This is a genomic window from Micromonospora sp. NPDC047465 (genome assembly GCF_040643125.1).
GTDB lineage: Bacteria > Actinomycetota > Actinomycetes > Mycobacteriales > Micromonosporaceae > Micromonospora.
The window spans coordinates 71396-86417 of the sequence record NZ_JBEYTP010000010.1 but is presented as its reverse complement, the minus strand read 5'-3'; the positions used below and the strand labels follow the sequence as shown (position 1 = coordinate 86417).

The window sequence follows — 15022 nt, the reverse complement described above, 5'->3', positions numbered from 1 at the left end:
GGGGGTTCCTCCAACGGTCTACGGATCGGCAGGGGGACCGGCGGCACGGCACGGGTTCCTAGGCCAGAGGCCGTGCCGCCGGGCGTAGCTAGTCGTGCGCGCGAACGAGGTGCGCCAGGGCGGCGCCCATGCCGAGCACGGCGACCGGCAGGACAGATACGGCGGTCGTGATCCACCACGGGGCCAAGGTGACGTCGGCCGCGACGAGCAGGTGATAGGCGACCTGTCCGAGCGCGCCGACCGCGAGGGAGCCGAGCGCGGACCACTTGGCGAACCGTCGCGCGGCGTCCGGCACCCGACCGGAAAGCCAGACGTAAAGCGCGTACGCGCCGTACGTCTCGACGCCGATCGGCAGGGTGATCGCGGTGTTGATGCTGAACCCGTCCGCGATACCGGGCAGCGGGTGAACCACCCCGAACCCGGTCAGTCCGCCGAGCCCGACCCACCCCGACCACACGGCGACGAACGCCGGCAGGGCCAGCAGGATCACCGGCCACACCACCGCCGGGCGGGCCGGCGGGGTCGGGGTGGGCGTGTCCGGGTGACCGACCACCGTGACCTGCCCGGCGGGGTCGGTGGGCGCGATCTTCGGCGGGGTGACCGGGGTCGGGTCGGCCGGCGAGGTGTGCCCGGGTACGGCCGGTGCGGGGGCCGGGTGCGGGCCGATCGGCTCGGCGTAGTCCAGCGGCACCGGGGCCGAGTCGGGGTCGGTGGGGGGCGTCAGGAGCGCGCCCCGGACGATCATCGCGGTGCGGGTCTGCTTGGTGCGAGTGCGCTGGGCGTGCTCGGCCTTGAGGCGGGCGAGCAGGTCGTCAGCCTTGGGCGCGCCGATGCGGAACTCTCGCATGAGCCGGTTGCGCGACGGGAACGGCTGACCGTCCGGCAGGTCCAGGGCGCGGGCGGCGGGCAACAGCGCGTCGATGGGTTGCGGGTAGCGGGTGCCGTTGATAGTGGGGGCAGTCACGACGGAACCTCCGAGGTGTCGGTGGGGGCGTAGATGAGGCCGAACAGGGCGTCTTGCAGCGCGAGCAGATCGGGGCCGCACCCGTCGTACGACTCGGCCATCGACGGGTAGCCGTGCTCGGCGAGCACCCCGGCCACGTCCAGCACGAGGCCGAACGTGAAGCGCGGGTCATCGGCGGGGCGGGGAATCGGGTAGCGGCGGGTCACGCGGCCACCTCCTGTGGATAGGCGCACGCGAGACATTCGCCCAGCGAGCGCGGGATGTAGTAGGGGCGGACCGTGCCGCAGGTCGGGCAGGTCCGGCGGGCGGCCAGCGCGGCCCGGACCGCGCGGAGTTGGGCGGGGGTGGCGGTGCGCTTGGGGCGGGCCAGGTCGACCCGGTACAGGTAGGCGGCGCGGGTGCCACCGACGCCGCGCCACAGGATCTGAGCGGCGACCGGCTGACCACCGGGGCGCAGCCCGGCGGCGGTCAGTTGGCGGCGGGTGGCGTAGCCGGGCGGGGCACCTCGCCACCAGTAGGTGGGGATGCTGTACCGCGCCCCGTCCGGGTCATGGAATGCGGCGCGGATCCGACTCATGACCCGTTACCGCCTACGCCGCCTGGCCGGTGGGCTTGATGGCCAGAAGCGTGCGAGCCTCGCGCAGCATCCGCCGCTGCGCTCGGCGCAGCCGTTGCCAGTCCAGATCGCTCGGACCGCCGTCGCTGGTCAACACGGCAATCTGAGCGTCGAGCAGCAGCACCTCTGCCTCAATCAGCGGAAGCTCCCGCTCAATCTCGGCCAGATCTGCGGCGTTCGGATCCGGTGTGGGGAAGTCCTCGGAGCTGGTCACGTCGTGTCCTTCCTGCGACCGAAGCGCATCCGGTGAAGCGCTTCTCTGTTGCGCAACAAAGTAGCGATACGCGGCTCTGTTGCGCAAGGGGGTAGCGGTATGTTGGTGCGATGAGCGACGCCCGAGATGTGCTCTCAGCAGCGACGAAGCGGTACCAGCGGACCGAAGCGGCTCACGAGGCCGCACGAGAGGCCGTAGTGGCGGCCGTCCTTGCCGCTCTCCGTGAGGGTGTCGGTCCGACCGAGGTTGAACGGTTGTCGCCGTTCAGCGGTGCGTACATCCGGAAGTTGGCGCGCGAGAACGACATCCCACCCGCGCCACCAGGGCCGAAGCGTGCGGGCTAGCTGGCGGTACGCAGCGCATAGCTGCTGGCGTCGACCAGGCCGTGAGCCAGTGCGGACGCCTCCAGGTCGTCGATGGCGCGGGTGGGGATAACGAAGCGCCCCCGAACCTTGATAGCCGGGAACTGGCCCGCGTGAATGGCTCGGTAGAGAGTCACCTCCGACATGCCGAGGATCGCTGCGGTGTCCGCGACGGATCGGAAGCGGGGGCGGTCGTGGGTGCGGGCGAGGGGTTCAGCCACGGGAGTCTCCTCAGTAGTCTGACGTTGGCGTTTGTTGGCTCGCTGGCACCCAGTGAAGTCGAAGACGGACGGTGCGCCCATGCAAGACCGGTGCAACGGTGCGCAATCCGATGCAAACGTAAGCGCGGGGGGCCACGATGACGACAGTGGAGCAGTGGACGGGCCGCCTCGCCTGTGCGCTGCAAGCCGCTGCCGGCATGACGAACGAGGGGTTTGCCGGGTGGCTCGGTATAGCCGTCAGGACGGTCGCTTACTGGCATAGCCGGCCGGGGACCGTGCCCGGCAACGCGAATCAAGAGCTACTGAGCGCCGCATTCGATCGGCTTTCGGACGCCGTAAGGACGCGATTCCTTCAAAGCGTCAGCGACGTTGCCGAAAAGCAGGGAAGAGCCAGCAGTGGAAATGCTGTTGGTGATGTCGTGAGTGACGCCGCTGACGCAATCGCTAATGACTCGCTGTGGTCGAGCATCGGGGTTCCGCACGACTCGATAGAGGCGTTGCAACAGGACATGGCACTACTGGCCCGGTCCGGCGGAATGGCTGCCTTTGACACGTTCTCAAGCGCTCGCCGGCTGCGTGACGAAGCGCGAGCACTGGCTGAGCGGACGCGCCGGCCGGGAGACCTGGCCGACCTGTTCGTGGTGATTGGCCAGGGCACGTCGCTCATGGCCTCCACCGCCTTCGACCTCGGGCACTGGAACGAGTCGGCGGCGCTGGCAAGGGCAGCAACCCAGTACGCGGATCTCGCTGGCCACGCGTCGTTGAAGGCGTGGACGTACGGCCTCCAGATGACGCTGGCGAACTGGCGCAACGAGCCGGATGCCGCCCTGAGCTACTTTGCCCGAGCGATGCGCATGGCCCCTGACGGCGAGCCGAAGCTGAGGCTGCGCTACATCGCCTCTCGCTCCCACGCCCTGCTCGATGACTCCGAGTCGGTGTCTGCTGTCCTGGATGCGGCCCAGCGAGACAGGGAGGCGGCAGAAAGCCGGCCGGACGAGCTGGCCACGTCGACCGGCGGGGAGTTTGCATTCGGAGACGCACGCGCCGCGGCGTGCGCCGCCGCCGCCTGGCTTGACCTTGGTAACGGCGACCAGGCCGCGAGGTACGCCCGCGATGCGCTGCGCGTCTATGAAGCGCTGCCGGCGGCGCGGCGGCCGTACTCGCAGATCAACGGGACGAACATCGACGTGGCCGCTGCTCACCTCCACATGCGGGACAAGGACGGGGCTGCGGAGGCGCTGCGTGCTGTGCTGGATCTGCCGCCCCAGAAGCGCAACGTCTCGCTGACCGGTCGGCTGGCTCGGATAGAGCGTCTGCTGAACGAGACACCATGGAGCGGCGACGCCGAGGCGCGGCAGCTCGCCGAGCGCATCTCGGTGTGGCTGTCGGAAACGTCAGCTCGGCCGCTCGCCTGACCGGCGCCAGGCGGCCAACACCCGCGCTTCCTGCTCCCGGCTGATGCCAATTTCGGCGGCACGGTCATGGTTGCTGACCTCGCCGCTGTCGACCAGCCACCGCCAGGTGTCCCGCACGGTCAGGGCGAGCGGCCGGGTACGGAGGCCGGCGGCCTGCGCGGCAGCCGTGTCGACCCGCCACACGCCGTCGAAGGTGCGCCAGAGCGGCAGCTCGGACCACTGCCGAACGCCCTGCCCGAGCAGGAAGTCATCCGGCACCCACGTGAAGGAGGCATCAGCCCGCGTCGAGTGGGCGCAGTGGGCGAGCAGTTCGCCGAAGGTCGCGCTGCCCACCGGGGCGCAGACATTGAACGCGCCGGACGACTTGTCGGTGATGGTGCGCAGCGCGAATGTGGCCAGGTCGCGTACGTCGACCGGCTGAATGGTCCGATCGGAAGAGCCTGGTGCCAACACCTCGCCACCGGCGGCCACGCGGCGGAGCCACCAGGGCAGGCGGCCGACGTACTCACGCGGGCCGAGCACTACACCGGGCCGCAGAATCGTCGTCCGGTCTGCTCCGAACGCGGCGACTGCCGCAGCCTCGCAACCGGCCTTCTGATAGCCGTAGCGGGTAGGTCCGTCCTCCGTGTCGGTGCCGTAGTCCGGGCCGGCATCCGGCGGGCAGTAGAGCACCTCGGATCGCTCGCTCAGCGGCTTGACCGGCCAGTCTCGGTACACGCTGACCGTCGACATGAAGACATAGCGGGCAGCGACGGGCGCAAGCGCGCGGGCGACGGCGAGGGTGTTGCTCGGCACGTATCCCGACGTGTCGACCACGGCGTCCCAAGGGCCAGCGGCGGCAAGGCCAGTTAGGTCCTCCGGACGGGTCCGATCTCCCCGGATGGATCGCACCGCTTCTAGGAAGGGATCCGAGGTGCCCCGGTTGAATGTCGTCACCTCCCAGCCGGCGTCGATCGCAGCCGTGACGATCGCGTGACCCACGAACCAGGTCCCGCCGAGCACTAACAGACGCATTGGACCATCATGCAGAGCGAGGTGCGGACAGGATGGCCGGGGGTGGACCCTCGGTGTCTCCCTCCCCGAGCCTCGCAGACTAGAGGCGGCACGCCTCGTTTCGCCTACCGTGACACAGTGACCCGCGTTCCTAGGTGACGAGCCTGATTGTTTAATGGTAGAAAGTCGATCCTAGCGACAAGGCTAATGCAGGGACTGCTACATCATGAGAGTTCGTTTGGGAGGGTGCGTCCATGTGGTTTCGTAGGTGGCGGGGCCGCGTTCAGATGCTCTGGTGGCGCGCCAGGTACTTCCTGTGGACGAGGTGGAGGAACGGCAGCCTTCTTGACGGCGACGTGGGAGATGTCGAAAAGGTCTACTTTCCCCTAGATCATAGGGGCGATGGGCCTTCGGGTGAAAGTATGTGGGCCGAAAAGGTTGGACGTGACCTTTATCGACTAGATAACAATGGATTCTTTGCGCGAGTTTCCAGGGGTGACGTCGTTCGTGTTCGTGTCAAGTGGCCGGTTTTGGAGGTGGTCGAGATTGTGGACCGGAAGCGGCGCACGGTTCGGATATCGTTCGACCTCCCGTGGCCGAATAGAGCGGAAAGGCAGCGAATACGCGAGGCGGTTGAGCCCCATGATGGCCAGATTGAATGGGGCCAGCCGAATCTGCTGACAATCAGCTTTCCGAAGGATGAAGATCCGTACGAACTGTTGGAAGGCGTGCTAGGGCGGAACGCGCGGATCTTGGAGGTGGACTCTCTCTAGTCCGCCTTACCCAGGCGTCCTTGCTGGCCGTGGTTGCCAGAGATTACCTGGAAGCCCGATCGGTTGCTCGCCCTCGACGTCCTCAAAAGTGAGGTTGGCTGATTCATAGGACGCATACCTAAAGGACGCGACTCCTGTGCCGAATGTGACGTGGTTGAAGTCTACGTCACCCGCTTTGAAAACTGTCCGATCGAATCGAGCGTGACCGGCAACGAAGTTCGCTCCCGAGAAGTATGCGGAGGTGCCGGAGAAGGTGGCACCTTGAAAGTCAAGGTCTACGCCGTCAACCCGAATGCGCGTTAGGTCGAGCCGGCCTCCTTGCAGCTCGGCATCTCGGAAGTCGATAGCCCCCTCCTTGTACCATCCCGCTATTTCGACTGTTGTTGACCCCTTGAAGGTGGCTCTCTGGGCGACGAATATACCGAAATTCCCGCCCGGTGGTTTGTTGATGACGAGCTTGCTGTCTGCGAACACGGCGCCCGTTACATCAAAAAATGTTTCCTCTCCAATGCCATCGAGCAGGTAGATGTCGGTGTCGAAAAATGCTCGCTGGAGGTTGAATCCGTAGCCACGCCAAGATTCGTCGCTGTCCTCGTCAAGGTGTGCCATTATGGATGAGAGGATGGTTTCCCTTACCTCTCGTTCTCCGGTTGCCAGTTCTTCGCCTTCTGAATGCATCCGATAGTATGCGCAAAGAACGTCAATGCATGTCTGTCGTTGCTCCGGCCACTCGTCTGCCAGTCTCGCTAGAGCATAGACGCCAGCGAGCCGCACTGCTGCCTTATCGTTGCCGAGTTGGTCTGCTGCGCTCTGATACCTCGAAGAAAGGTGCTCTGAGTCAGCCCGACGACTGGCGGCTTCCTCGACGCGTTGCTTTCTATACGCATAAACCGCTGCGAAGACGCCTGCTGTTAATCCGGCGGCAGTGATCGTGCTCCTCGTTAACTCGTAGATATCCTTCGACGTGAGCTTCGTACTTGAAAGTCGAATGGGCCAGAAACTATTCACGGCCCCTCGTAGAGAGGCAAGTAGCAAGAATGTCGCAGCAGCAAGGGCGACGGCCGCTCCAAGCGACATCAGGAGAGCAATTGAGAACCTTAGCATTCGAGGAGCGTGTCGACCCTGTATGGACACCGGCTCGGGGCCGAAGACGAGCGACTTTGCGACCTTGCGAAGTCGCGAGGCGAATCTCATCGCAAAGCGCTTCACGCGTTGCAGGGGTGAGTCATGTTTAGACGGCTTCGTCATAGTTCTCCACCCGCGCACCACGTCTGACCTTGTCGGGCGGCAGCATAACCACGATCGACTGCCTTGCGCACGACTGCCCAGCTTGCTGGGGTCAGCGGCGAGGCGCGGCTGGGCCGAAGCTCATTAACGATGTGCGACGGTTGCTCGGCGACCTCGAACAACGTCCACTAAGCCCTCTGCGGCTAGTCGAGCCATCGCGCGGTGAGCAGTGCTAACGGAAACGCCGTATGCGGCGGCCAGCTCGGCAACCGTAGGGAGTGCATCCCCTGGTCGCATCCGGCCAGCGGTAATCTCTCCGCGCAGCTCAGCTGCGATCGTCTGGTACGGGCTGTTTGCCACGGTGCGCTGCGTTGGTGCGACCGGGCGCGGGGGCATCCGAGCGGCTAGCGTCCCAGCGGCCCGCTGGTCCGACTCGGACAGCCAAGCCGCATAGACCCTGAGCGTGGTTGTTCCGCCGCCACCGTGACCGAGCCGGCCGGCGACCGTCCGTACGTCAACACCCGCGTTGATCAGCTCGGTCGCCGAGTAGTGGCGGAGGGCGTGGATGTGGCTGTCGATGCCGAGGCGAGTAGCGAGTCTGCCGTACCGCTGGGTGATGGTGTCGGGCCGGTAACCACGGCCGTTGTCCGGCTCGGGGGAGAAGACGTAATCGGCAGGGTCGGCCTCCGCGTCGAGCTGCGCCAGGCGGTCGAGGTACCGGCCGTGCAGCTCGCGCAGCACGTCGATCGTCTCCGGGTCGAGCGCCACCCGCCGCTGCTGGTGTGTCTTGGTGTCCTTCTCCCGCAGCTCGCCATGTTCGTCCAGGTAGGCGCTGCGCCGAAGTGTCAACACGCCGGCGGTCAGGTCGAGGTGGTGCCAGCGGAGCGCGCACAGCTCGCCGCGGCGGGCACCCGTCGTCATCGCTAGCCACACCAGCGCGCCCCAGTCCGGGTCGCGCCACGCCTCGTTGATGATGCGGGCCGCGTCGGCCGGGTTCGGTGGTTGCGGGTCGGGGTGCGGCGGCGCGGGTGGTTCAGCCTGCCCGGCGGGGTTGACGGCAATCCAGCGCCACCGAACGGCCCGGCTCAGGGCACCACTGAGGATCCAGTGGATCTGCCGCACGGACGACGCGCTCAGCGGCTTGCAGACGTGCGGCCGGCATTTCGCGGTGCAGATGTGCTCGCCCTCTACCCGGTGCTTCACGTACGCCTTGCCGCCGCACCAGTCGCGGCAGCGGCGCAGGCTCGCGTAGAACGACTCCAACGTCTCGGCGTCGAGTCGACCGACCGGCAGCTTGCCGAGCACCGGCCGTACATGCTTGTTGAGCTTGTTGACGTAGCCCATGCGGGTGGTGGCCTCGATGTCGGCCACCTCAAGCCAGCGGTCTAGGAGTTGGTCGAGCGTGGCGCGGGTGCGCGGGTTGCGTCGCTCGTCCACTTGGGCCAGCAGTCGGGTACGCGCCTTCTCGGCTTCCTTGGCGGCGGTCCGTCCGGCCGGGATGGTTTCAGTGAGGTAGTGCCGCTTGCCGCTGATCGGGTCGACGCCGGCATAGACCTTCACGCGGAGTGACCCGCTGGGCAGGGTTTCGATCTCGCCGCGCTGGCGCTTGCTACGTCCATTCGAGGCTGCCACGGGGTCACCGTAGCGCGCTCGCACCACGGATGGCCCCACGCGAGCCGGCCAGATGAGAGAAGTACCTGTGCGCCCGGCAGGATTCGAACCTGCGGCCTTGGGATTAGAAGAACCCCCGCCCTTAGCGCTGTGGCGACGTGCGTAAACGCAGGTCGCTGAAGAACGAGAGTCTGCGAATACTCTGCCCTCTGCTACAGCGCTATTCCTCGGCTACGTAGACGCCGCTGCCGGCCCTTCCCACGGTAAGCCCGCGCTCCCGGGTGAGTTCCAGGGCGCGCTGGATCGTCGACACGCTGACCGAGTACAGCTCGGCCAGCTCCCGCAGCGACGGCAGCTTGCTGCCCGGCTTGTGCTCCCCGCTGCGGATACGGGCGGTCAGGTCGTCCGCGATCTGCCGCGACGACATCGGTATGGGCATGGCGGTGGCTCCCTGGTTGGCCCGCCGATGAGATCACGACCCGCTGCCCCACCTCAAGCAGTGATTGACCTATGGCCACACTGTGACCTAGGTTGACCTGCGGGTATTCCGTCCCTGGTTGGCGCCGGGTCGCAACACCCCGGACCGGGAGGCCCCGCGCCTCCCGGTCCTTCTGTCTCTCGACACAAAACAGCGGCCACCCCCGACGAAGGGGTGGCCGCTGTTTTGTGGGGCGTCAGGTGCCCAGTTCGCGCCGCAGGTGGGCCAGCACCGGCTCGAACAGGCCGGGTAGAAGCTGCTGCGCTTCCTCCAGGGACGCCCACCTGACCTCGGCGAGTTCGTCCTCGTCGCCGACGAACACGTCGAGCTTCCCGAGCGGGTGACACGCCAGGTAGATCATCGTGCGGCCGGTCTTGGGATGCACGCGGCGACCGATCTCGCGCTCGGCGGCGCGCACCAGCAGGCCCGTCTCCTCCTTGACCTCACGGACCGCCGCGTCGGCCGGGGACTCTCCGGGCTCGATCTCACCGGCGATGAAGGTCCACGGCGGCTTGCCGTCGTTGCGTCGGCCGATGAGGACGCCTAGGTCGCTGGTGACGATGCTCGCCACGACGGGGCTGGGTTCGGGCGTGGTGGCTTCGTCGGGCACGTGGTCCCCCTTCTGGAGGCCGGCCGGTCGCCGGCGGGCGATGAGTCGGTCGACGGCGTCGGCGGCGACCATGCGGTACCGGCCGATCTCGGTGAGGTACCAGTCGGTGCCTTCTTGCCCGAAGTGGCCGGAGTCGACGAGCCGGCGGATTGTCTGCCCGCTGTCGTTGAAGCCGGCGGCGACGAGGCGGTCGCGGACCTGCTTGATGGTCAGGTATCCGGTCTCGGCCACGTCGTCTCCCAGGTTTTCCAGGTCTTGCAAGTTGACCAATGGTCGCACGGCAAGGCCCAGCGCGGGAGCGAGCGGGGGACTCAACATGTGAAGCACTCTACCAACCTTTCCAACCTTTCCAAGATGTGTCATGCTGACCGGCATGGAGTACCGAGCTGACCTCTACGCCGCCGGCGCCCAGTTCCAGCGCACCGAGCGGTATGTCGCCCGCCACGAGACCGAGGCGATCGACGCCGCGCGGCAGATGGTGGTCGCCCTCGGCCTCGACTACGCCGAGGTCTACATCTCCGACGGCCACGGTCGCGCCCAGCACGTCGCGATGGTCGGAGCCGAGCGATGAACTGGAACTGGCCGAAGATCCGCACCATCGCCTTCGGGATCCTCGCCGGAGTCGTCGCCTCCGCCGGCACGATCGCCGTGACCGTCGCCGGCTTCGCGCTCTCCTACGACGCCATCCGGGCTGTCGGCATCGCCTCCCGCATCCGCACCGAGTGGGCGTGGCTGCTGCCCGTCTCCGTCGACGGGGCGATGGCCGTCGGCACCATCGCCGCCGTGGTGCTGCGCCGGATGACCGGCAAGACTGCCGTCTACCCGTGGGTGGTCGTCCTCATCGGTGCCGCCATCTCGATCGCCTGCAACGGGCTGCATGCCATTCCGCCGGCCGGCGCTGAACTGGTTATCCCGGAGCGCTGGGTCCGGTTCGCGGTGTCGGCGATCCCGGCGGTGATGCTGGCGTTGTCGGTGCACCTGCTCGTGACGCTCGTTGAGGCCGCCAGCGTCTTTGGTGCCGGCGAGGGTGACGCACCCCCGCAGCGCCCTGCTGACGCACCTGCGGATAAGCCAGCCGACGCGCCCGCGCCGCTGCCGGTGACGCGGCCCGCGCCGGTCGTGACGCAGGCGGTTGACGCGGCTCCTGCCGCACCGTCTGGCGCGCCCGCGTCAGCGGCCCCGAAGCCCGCGCAACCTGCGGTGACGCGGTTCGTGACGCAGGCCGACGCGCTGCCGCGACGCACCCGCGAGGTTGTCATGCGTCGCCCGGTTAGCGCCCCTCCGGCCGACCGTGACGCGGCGATGGCGCAGGCGCTTGACGCGGTGCTGAAGGGCGGCGCGTCGATCCGTGGCGCAGCCCGTGACGCGGACGTGCCGGAGGCGTCGCTGCGGCGCGAGGTGAACAAGCGCCGCGAGGCGACGCAGACCAACGGCCACCAGTTCGAGCTGGCCGGATCAACCACGAAGGGCAACTGACCATGCAGCAGCACCGCTACTTCATCGCCTTCGTCTCGGACGGCCGCCCCGGCAACGCGGAGATCACCCTCCCGAGGCCGATCCGCGACATCCGTGACGTCCACGCGGTGGCCCGCGCGTTGACGACCCCGCAACTGCCGGACTTGGTCATCACCGGCTGGCAGCGATTCGAGGACTGACCCATCCACCGCCAAGGAGGAGCCGCCATGTTTCGCATGAGCGAGAAGACCCGCAAGGCGCGGGCCGCACACCGGGCCGCCCGCCGCGAGTTGGCCCGCGTCAGCGACCGGGACCGTGAGGTGACGCCCGCCTACCTGGCTGCCAATGCCCGTGTCATCCGCTCCGAGAAGCGCCTCCCGTGGTGGAAGCGCCTCGACATCGACCTGACCGCCTGAGGGGTAACCGTGCGTGACATCAACGCCTTGAAGCGTCAACCCCGTCAAGGGCTTGACGAGCAGCCGACGACCGGGGACGTCCCCCCGAACCCGGCTCCCAGCAGCACCGTCAACCCCTTGACACCTCAACCCCTTGATCCGTCACGCCCCGTAACCGACGCGGTGGCGAAGACGACCAGCCGTGCAGCGAAGAAGAAGCCGCACCCGCTGCTTTCCCCGCCCGTGCTCGTCACCGCCGGCCTTCTGCTCGTCTTCGGCGAGGTCGCGCTGTGGGCGGTGGTTGGCCTGCTGTGGTGGGCTGCGATCAACGTGCTGCTGGTGCTGGTCCTGCTGGGGTCGCTGCGGTGGCTGCTGTCGTGGTGGCGTCGCCAGGTCGCCCCCGCCTCCGCCGCTGCCGGTCGGGGGGCGGGCGGTCAGGTGCAGTCGGGTCCGGCAGCGAAGGGCAGGAGCGGGCCGCTGGGTCGCCTGCTCGGGCGGGGACGCACCAGCTCTGGCCGCAGCGGCGGCGGTTCGACCGCTGGTGCTGGCGGGTCTGGACGCAAGGGCGGGCTGGGGCGGCTGTTCGGTGCCGGCCGGCGTTCCGGTTCCGGTGCCAGCCGAGCCGGGGTGCCGGCCGGTCAGTCGAGGGGGGCTGGCCGGGCGGGTTCCGGTCTCCGGGGCTTGCTTGGGGGTCGCCGGTCCGGTACCGGCGCCGGTGCCGTCAGCGGCCGGACCGGGTCTGGTCGGCGGGGCGGCCTCGGCGGCGCGCTCGGGCGGATGCGTTCCGGCGGCGGCCGGCGCCTGCTCGGCGGCCGGGCATCCCGGCCCGGCGGCTCCAGCAAAGGCGCGCCCGCGCGGCCCGCCCGAGCGTCCGGCGCCGGCCGGTCCCTCCGCAACCTGCTCGGCGGCGCCCCCCGCCGAAAGGGCGGAAAGCCGCAGCCGTCAGGGCTGGCCGAGTTCGTTAAGGGCGTCCGGCAGGGAGCCGACGCGGTGAAGCGCAAGCCGTCACCCGGCCCGACCGCGGCCAAGAATCTGCAGCCGCAGCCAGAGGCAGCCAAGCCCGTGCCGTCCAAGCCGGAGCCGCCCAAGGGCTCCACCCACATGCCGCGTCCGCGCCACCAAGCCGGGCCCGAAACGAAAGGAACCCACAGCATGGTTCAGCACTCCGACGACGCCAGCCTCCAGCGCTGGGGTCGCAACCTCCGCACCGTCAGCCCCGCCATCGAGGAACTCGCCCGGGCCGCCGACCAGCACACCCGGCTCGCCGGTGCGATCGCCACCAGCGTGCAGAAGCTCGCCACGCAGGGCGAGACGGACCTGCCGGCGCACCCGACCGTCACCGCCGAGGCGGCAGCCATCGCCGCCGAACTGAAGCAGGCCCAGGCCGAGCACGAGGCGGCGGCGGGAAAGCTGCGGCAACTCGCGGCCCGCGCCGACGCTCTCGGCGCCTCGTACATGCGGCAGCACGAAACCGACGAGGCGCGCCTCGCCGGTGAGCGCGGCTCCCGGGCGCGGGAGAAGCGCGCCGACGTCGCCCACGCCGAGCAGGACACCTGATCCCCCAACTCTGATCTGGAAGGAGGTTCGTCGTGGAGGCGAACGGCTGGAAGTGGGTCCCCGCCTGGACGGTGGGCACCATGCTGGTGGCTCACGCGCTCGGCACGGGCGCCGTCCCGATGTCGTGGTGGATGCCGCTGGGGTTCGCGCCCGTCGCGGTCATCGTGGCCGTGGTGGTGTCCTTCGCCCAGGACCGGCCGTTCGCCGTCCCGCACCGCGCCCTGGCGGTGGCAGGCGCGTGCCTGTGGGCGGCGATGGTCGCCCGGTCGGGCTGGACAGACGGGCGGGCCGTAGCCATCGTCGGCGGCGCGCTCATCGTGGCCGCCCTGGAGTACGCGATCCCGGGTGCCCGCCCGGCACCGATCGGCTGGGTCGGGCAGACCGCCGAGGCGGTCGACCGGCGGCCGACGGAGGTGTTGTCGTGGGAGACGCTGCTGCGGCAGCTCACCCGCAAGGAGCTGCACGTCCGGGAGATCCGGCCGTGGGCGCGGCCGAGCGACGGGCAGCAGATCCACGTCGACCTGCCGGTGGACATGACGGTGAAGGACCTGGCCGCGATCTGCGACAAGATCGCCGCCGGTCGGCGACTGCCGCAAGGCTGCGTCGTCGAAGCCAAGGACGGCGCCCACCAGGGCTCCGCCGTGCTCGACGTGATGCTGCGGGACTGCCTCGCCGGCGACAGCCGGGTCATCGCCGAGCCGACCAGCCCGGCCAGCATCAACGACTCGTTCGATGTAGCCACCACCGCCCGCGGCGAGGAGCTGACGGTGTGCCTGCGGCAGAAGTCGGCCGTCATCGGCGGCACCGTCGGGTCCGGTAAGACGACCCTGCTGCACCGGATCATCTTCTTCCTGGCCCGCTGCACCGACACCCTCGTCTGGGTGGTCGACTTCAACGGCGGCGGCGTCGCCGCCCCGTGGATCCGCCCGTGGGCTGTCGGTGCGGCCTCCGCCCCGGTGGTCGATTGGGTGGCGGACACGCCGGAGGAGGCGGCCGTAATGCTGGCGGTGGGCCGGGCGATCGCCAAGGACCGCAAGACCAGCCGGGAGGCGATCCGCCGCAAGCGGGCGGCCAACACCACCGTCCTGCCCGTCGACAAGGATCTACCCGCGTTCGTGATCCTCACCGACGAGGGCGGCGAAGTGCGGCAGGCCGCCGGCCTGCTGGCCCGGCTCGTCGACGACGGCATCGCCCGGCTCGCGCAGATCGCCCGCGCCGAGGGCGGCCGGGTCGTGATGAGCGTCCTGCGTGGGACCGGCGACCTGCTCGGCAAGGGACTCCGCTCGGTTGCCGGAGTGCGGGTGTGCCTGCGAATGGAAGAGGAAGGCGAGTACGACCACGTCCTGGGCGTGAACCCGGGTCGGGCGCGGCTGCTGCACATCGGATCGACGTACGTGTACCGCACCGACACCGACTACCGGCCGGTGCTGGCGCGGACCGTCGACGTGGACTTGGACAGCATCGAGCAGCACGCCGTCGCCACCGCCCGCCTGCGCCCCCGGCTCGATGAGCGGGCCCAGCAGGTCGCGGCGAAGGTCACCGTGCAGGATGTCCTCGACGGCCGTGACCCGCGGGACAACCCGGACATCGCCCGACTGCCGGTCATGCGGGATGTGGAGAACGGGCGGGCGTACGAGGGCCGCTGGGAGCGCAAGGCGGCGATGCTCGCGGAGCTGCGTGGCGAGGACGTGCCCGACGACGAGCCGGCCTTGCTGCCGGCGGCGGTCCCGGACCGTCCGACTGTTGCCGCACCGGGCAGCGCGGCGGAGCGTCTCCTGCTCGGCACCGGTGTGGTTGTGGAGCAGCCGGCCCCGCAGCCGCGGCGTCCCGAGCCGGAGCCGGCCGGGCAGCGGGACATGCTGGCTGAGGCGGAGGCGCTGCTGTCGCCGGAGCACCTTGCGCTCGACGGCACCCCTGGCGAGTCGGGGTCGCGGCCCGCGACGGCGCGGGAGGCGATCCTGTTGGTGCTGCGGGACGCCCGCCCCGACCTGCTCACCAACGCGCAGGTCCACGCCCGGGTCGTTGAGGCGGGATATGAGGTGTCACCGCAGCGCGTGCACCAGCTTCTCACCGCGCTGACCAGCAAGGGGGAGGTGCGTCAGGTTGGCACCGGCTACGAGCTGCCGTGAAC

At 68.9% G+C, this 15022-nt stretch carries 18 protein-coding genes; 8 read left to right on the top strand and 10 right to left on the bottom strand.

Annotated features, from left to right (window positions below; all coding sequences use genetic code 11):
- Window positions 1–88: 88 nt before the first annotated feature.
- The 5 genes from ABZ793_RS12375 to ABZ793_RS12355 form a co-directional block, all read right to left on the bottom strand.
- On the bottom strand, window positions 89–964 hold the full coding sequence (locus ABZ793_RS12375) for an ABC transporter permease (RefSeq protein ID WP_357455976.1): 876 nt from the start codon (window positions 962–964) through the stop codon (window positions 89–91).
- On the bottom strand, window positions 961–1170 hold the full coding sequence (locus tag ABZ793_RS12370; RefSeq protein ID WP_357455973.1) for a hypothetical protein: 210 nt from the start codon (window positions 1168–1170) through the stop codon (window positions 961–963). The genes ABZ793_RS12375 and ABZ793_RS12370 overlap by 4 nt, the downstream gene beginning before the upstream one ends.
- On the bottom strand, window positions 1167–1541 hold the full coding sequence (locus tag ABZ793_RS12365; RefSeq protein WP_357455970.1) for an RRQRL motif-containing zinc-binding protein: 375 nt from the start codon (window positions 1539–1541) through the stop codon (window positions 1167–1169). The genes ABZ793_RS12370 and ABZ793_RS12365 overlap by 4 nt, the downstream gene beginning before the upstream one ends.
- A gap of 13 nt (window positions 1542–1554) precedes the next feature.
- Window positions 1555–1794, bottom strand: a complete 240-nt coding sequence (locus ABZ793_RS12360) for a DUF6284 family protein (protein WP_357455967.1) — start codon at window positions 1792–1794, stop codon at window positions 1555–1557.
- Between the two features lie 340 nt (window positions 1795–2134).
- Window positions 2135–2377, bottom strand: coding sequence for a helix-turn-helix domain-containing protein (locus ABZ793_RS12355; RefSeq protein ID WP_357455964.1), 243 nt, complete (start codon window positions 2375–2377; stop codon window positions 2135–2137).
- Between the two features lie 146 nt (window positions 2378–2523).
- Here ABZ793_RS12355 and ABZ793_RS12350 point away from each other — a divergent pair, with 146 nt between their 5' ends.
- A complete protein-coding gene (locus tag ABZ793_RS12350) occupies window positions 2524–3792 on the top strand; it encodes a hypothetical protein (RefSeq protein ID WP_357455961.1) in 1269 nt (422 codons plus the stop codon).
- Here ABZ793_RS12350 and ABZ793_RS12345 read toward each other — a convergent pair.
- Window positions 3772–4806, bottom strand: a complete 1035-nt coding sequence (locus ABZ793_RS12345; protein WP_357455958.1) for an NAD-dependent epimerase/dehydratase family protein — start codon at window positions 4804–4806, stop codon at window positions 3772–3774. The genes ABZ793_RS12350 and ABZ793_RS12345 overlap by 21 nt on opposite strands.
- Before the next feature lie 233 nt (window positions 4807–5039).
- On the opposite strand from ABZ793_RS12345, the gene ABZ793_RS12340 reads away from it, so the two are divergent.
- Window positions 5040–5558: a DUF4265 domain-containing protein gene (locus ABZ793_RS12340; RefSeq protein ID WP_357455956.1), complete on the top strand. Its 519-nt coding sequence runs from the start codon at window positions 5040–5042 to the stop codon at window positions 5556–5558.
- A 6-nt stretch (window positions 5559–5564) separates the two neighbouring features.
- On the opposite strand, the gene ABZ793_RS12335 is transcribed toward ABZ793_RS12340, so the two are convergent.
- The 4 genes from ABZ793_RS12335 to ABZ793_RS12320 all read right to left on the bottom strand — a co-directional run bounded on the left by ABZ793_RS12335 (window position 5565) and on the right by ABZ793_RS12320 (window position 9715).
- Entirely contained in the window at window positions 5565–6662 is a 1098-nt protein-coding gene (locus ABZ793_RS12335; RefSeq protein ID WP_357455953.1) for a pentapeptide repeat-containing protein, read from the bottom strand.
- A 267-nt stretch (window positions 6663–6929) separates the two neighbouring features.
- A complete protein-coding gene (locus ABZ793_RS12330) occupies window positions 6930–8417 on the bottom strand; it encodes a tyrosine-type recombinase/integrase (RefSeq protein ID WP_357455950.1) in 1488 nt (495 codons plus the stop codon).
- 199 nt (window positions 8418–8616) lie between these two features.
- The gene (locus tag ABZ793_RS12325; protein ID WP_357455947.1) at window positions 8617–8835 is read right to left on the bottom strand and encodes a winged helix-turn-helix domain-containing protein; all 219 of its coding nucleotides are present in this window, start codon (window positions 8833–8835) and stop codon (window positions 8617–8619) included.
- 235 nt (window positions 8836–9070) lie between these two features.
- Window positions 9071–9715, bottom strand: a complete 645-nt coding sequence (locus ABZ793_RS12320; RefSeq protein ID WP_357455944.1) for an NUDIX hydrolase — start codon at window positions 9713–9715, stop codon at window positions 9071–9073.
- Between the two features lie 142 nt (window positions 9716–9857).
- Here ABZ793_RS12320 and ABZ793_RS12315 point away from each other — a divergent pair, with 142 nt between their 5' ends.
- From ABZ793_RS12315 to ABZ793_RS12290, 6 genes are all read left to right on the top strand, one after another.
- On the top strand, window positions 9858–10055 hold the full coding sequence (locus ABZ793_RS12315; protein WP_357455941.1) for a hypothetical protein: 198 nt from the start codon (window positions 9858–9860) through the stop codon (window positions 10053–10055).
- Window positions 10052–10960, top strand: a complete 909-nt coding sequence (locus tag ABZ793_RS12310) for a DUF2637 domain-containing protein (RefSeq protein WP_357455938.1) — start codon at window positions 10052–10054, stop codon at window positions 10958–10960. The genes ABZ793_RS12315 and ABZ793_RS12310 overlap by 4 nt, the downstream gene beginning before the upstream one ends.
- 2 nt (window positions 10961–10962) lie before the next feature.
- Complete coding sequence (locus tag ABZ793_RS12305) at window positions 10963–11139, top strand: hypothetical protein (RefSeq protein WP_357455935.1); 177 nt, start codon at window positions 10963–10965, stop codon at window positions 11137–11139.
- A 27-nt stretch (window positions 11140–11166) separates the two neighbouring features.
- A complete protein-coding gene (locus tag ABZ793_RS12300) occupies window positions 11167–11355 on the top strand; it encodes a hypothetical protein (protein ID WP_357455932.1) in 189 nt (62 codons plus the stop codon).
- A gap of 1131 nt (window positions 11356–12486) precedes the next feature.
- Complete coding sequence (locus ABZ793_RS12295; protein WP_357455929.1) at window positions 12487–12891, top strand: hypothetical protein; 405 nt, start codon at window positions 12487–12489, stop codon at window positions 12889–12891.
- A 32-nt stretch (window positions 12892–12923) separates the two neighbouring features.
- Complete coding sequence (locus ABZ793_RS12290; RefSeq protein ID WP_357455926.1) at window positions 12924–15020, top strand: hypothetical protein; 2097 nt, start codon at window positions 12924–12926, stop codon at window positions 15018–15020.
- Window positions 15021–15022: the final 2 nt, after the last annotated feature.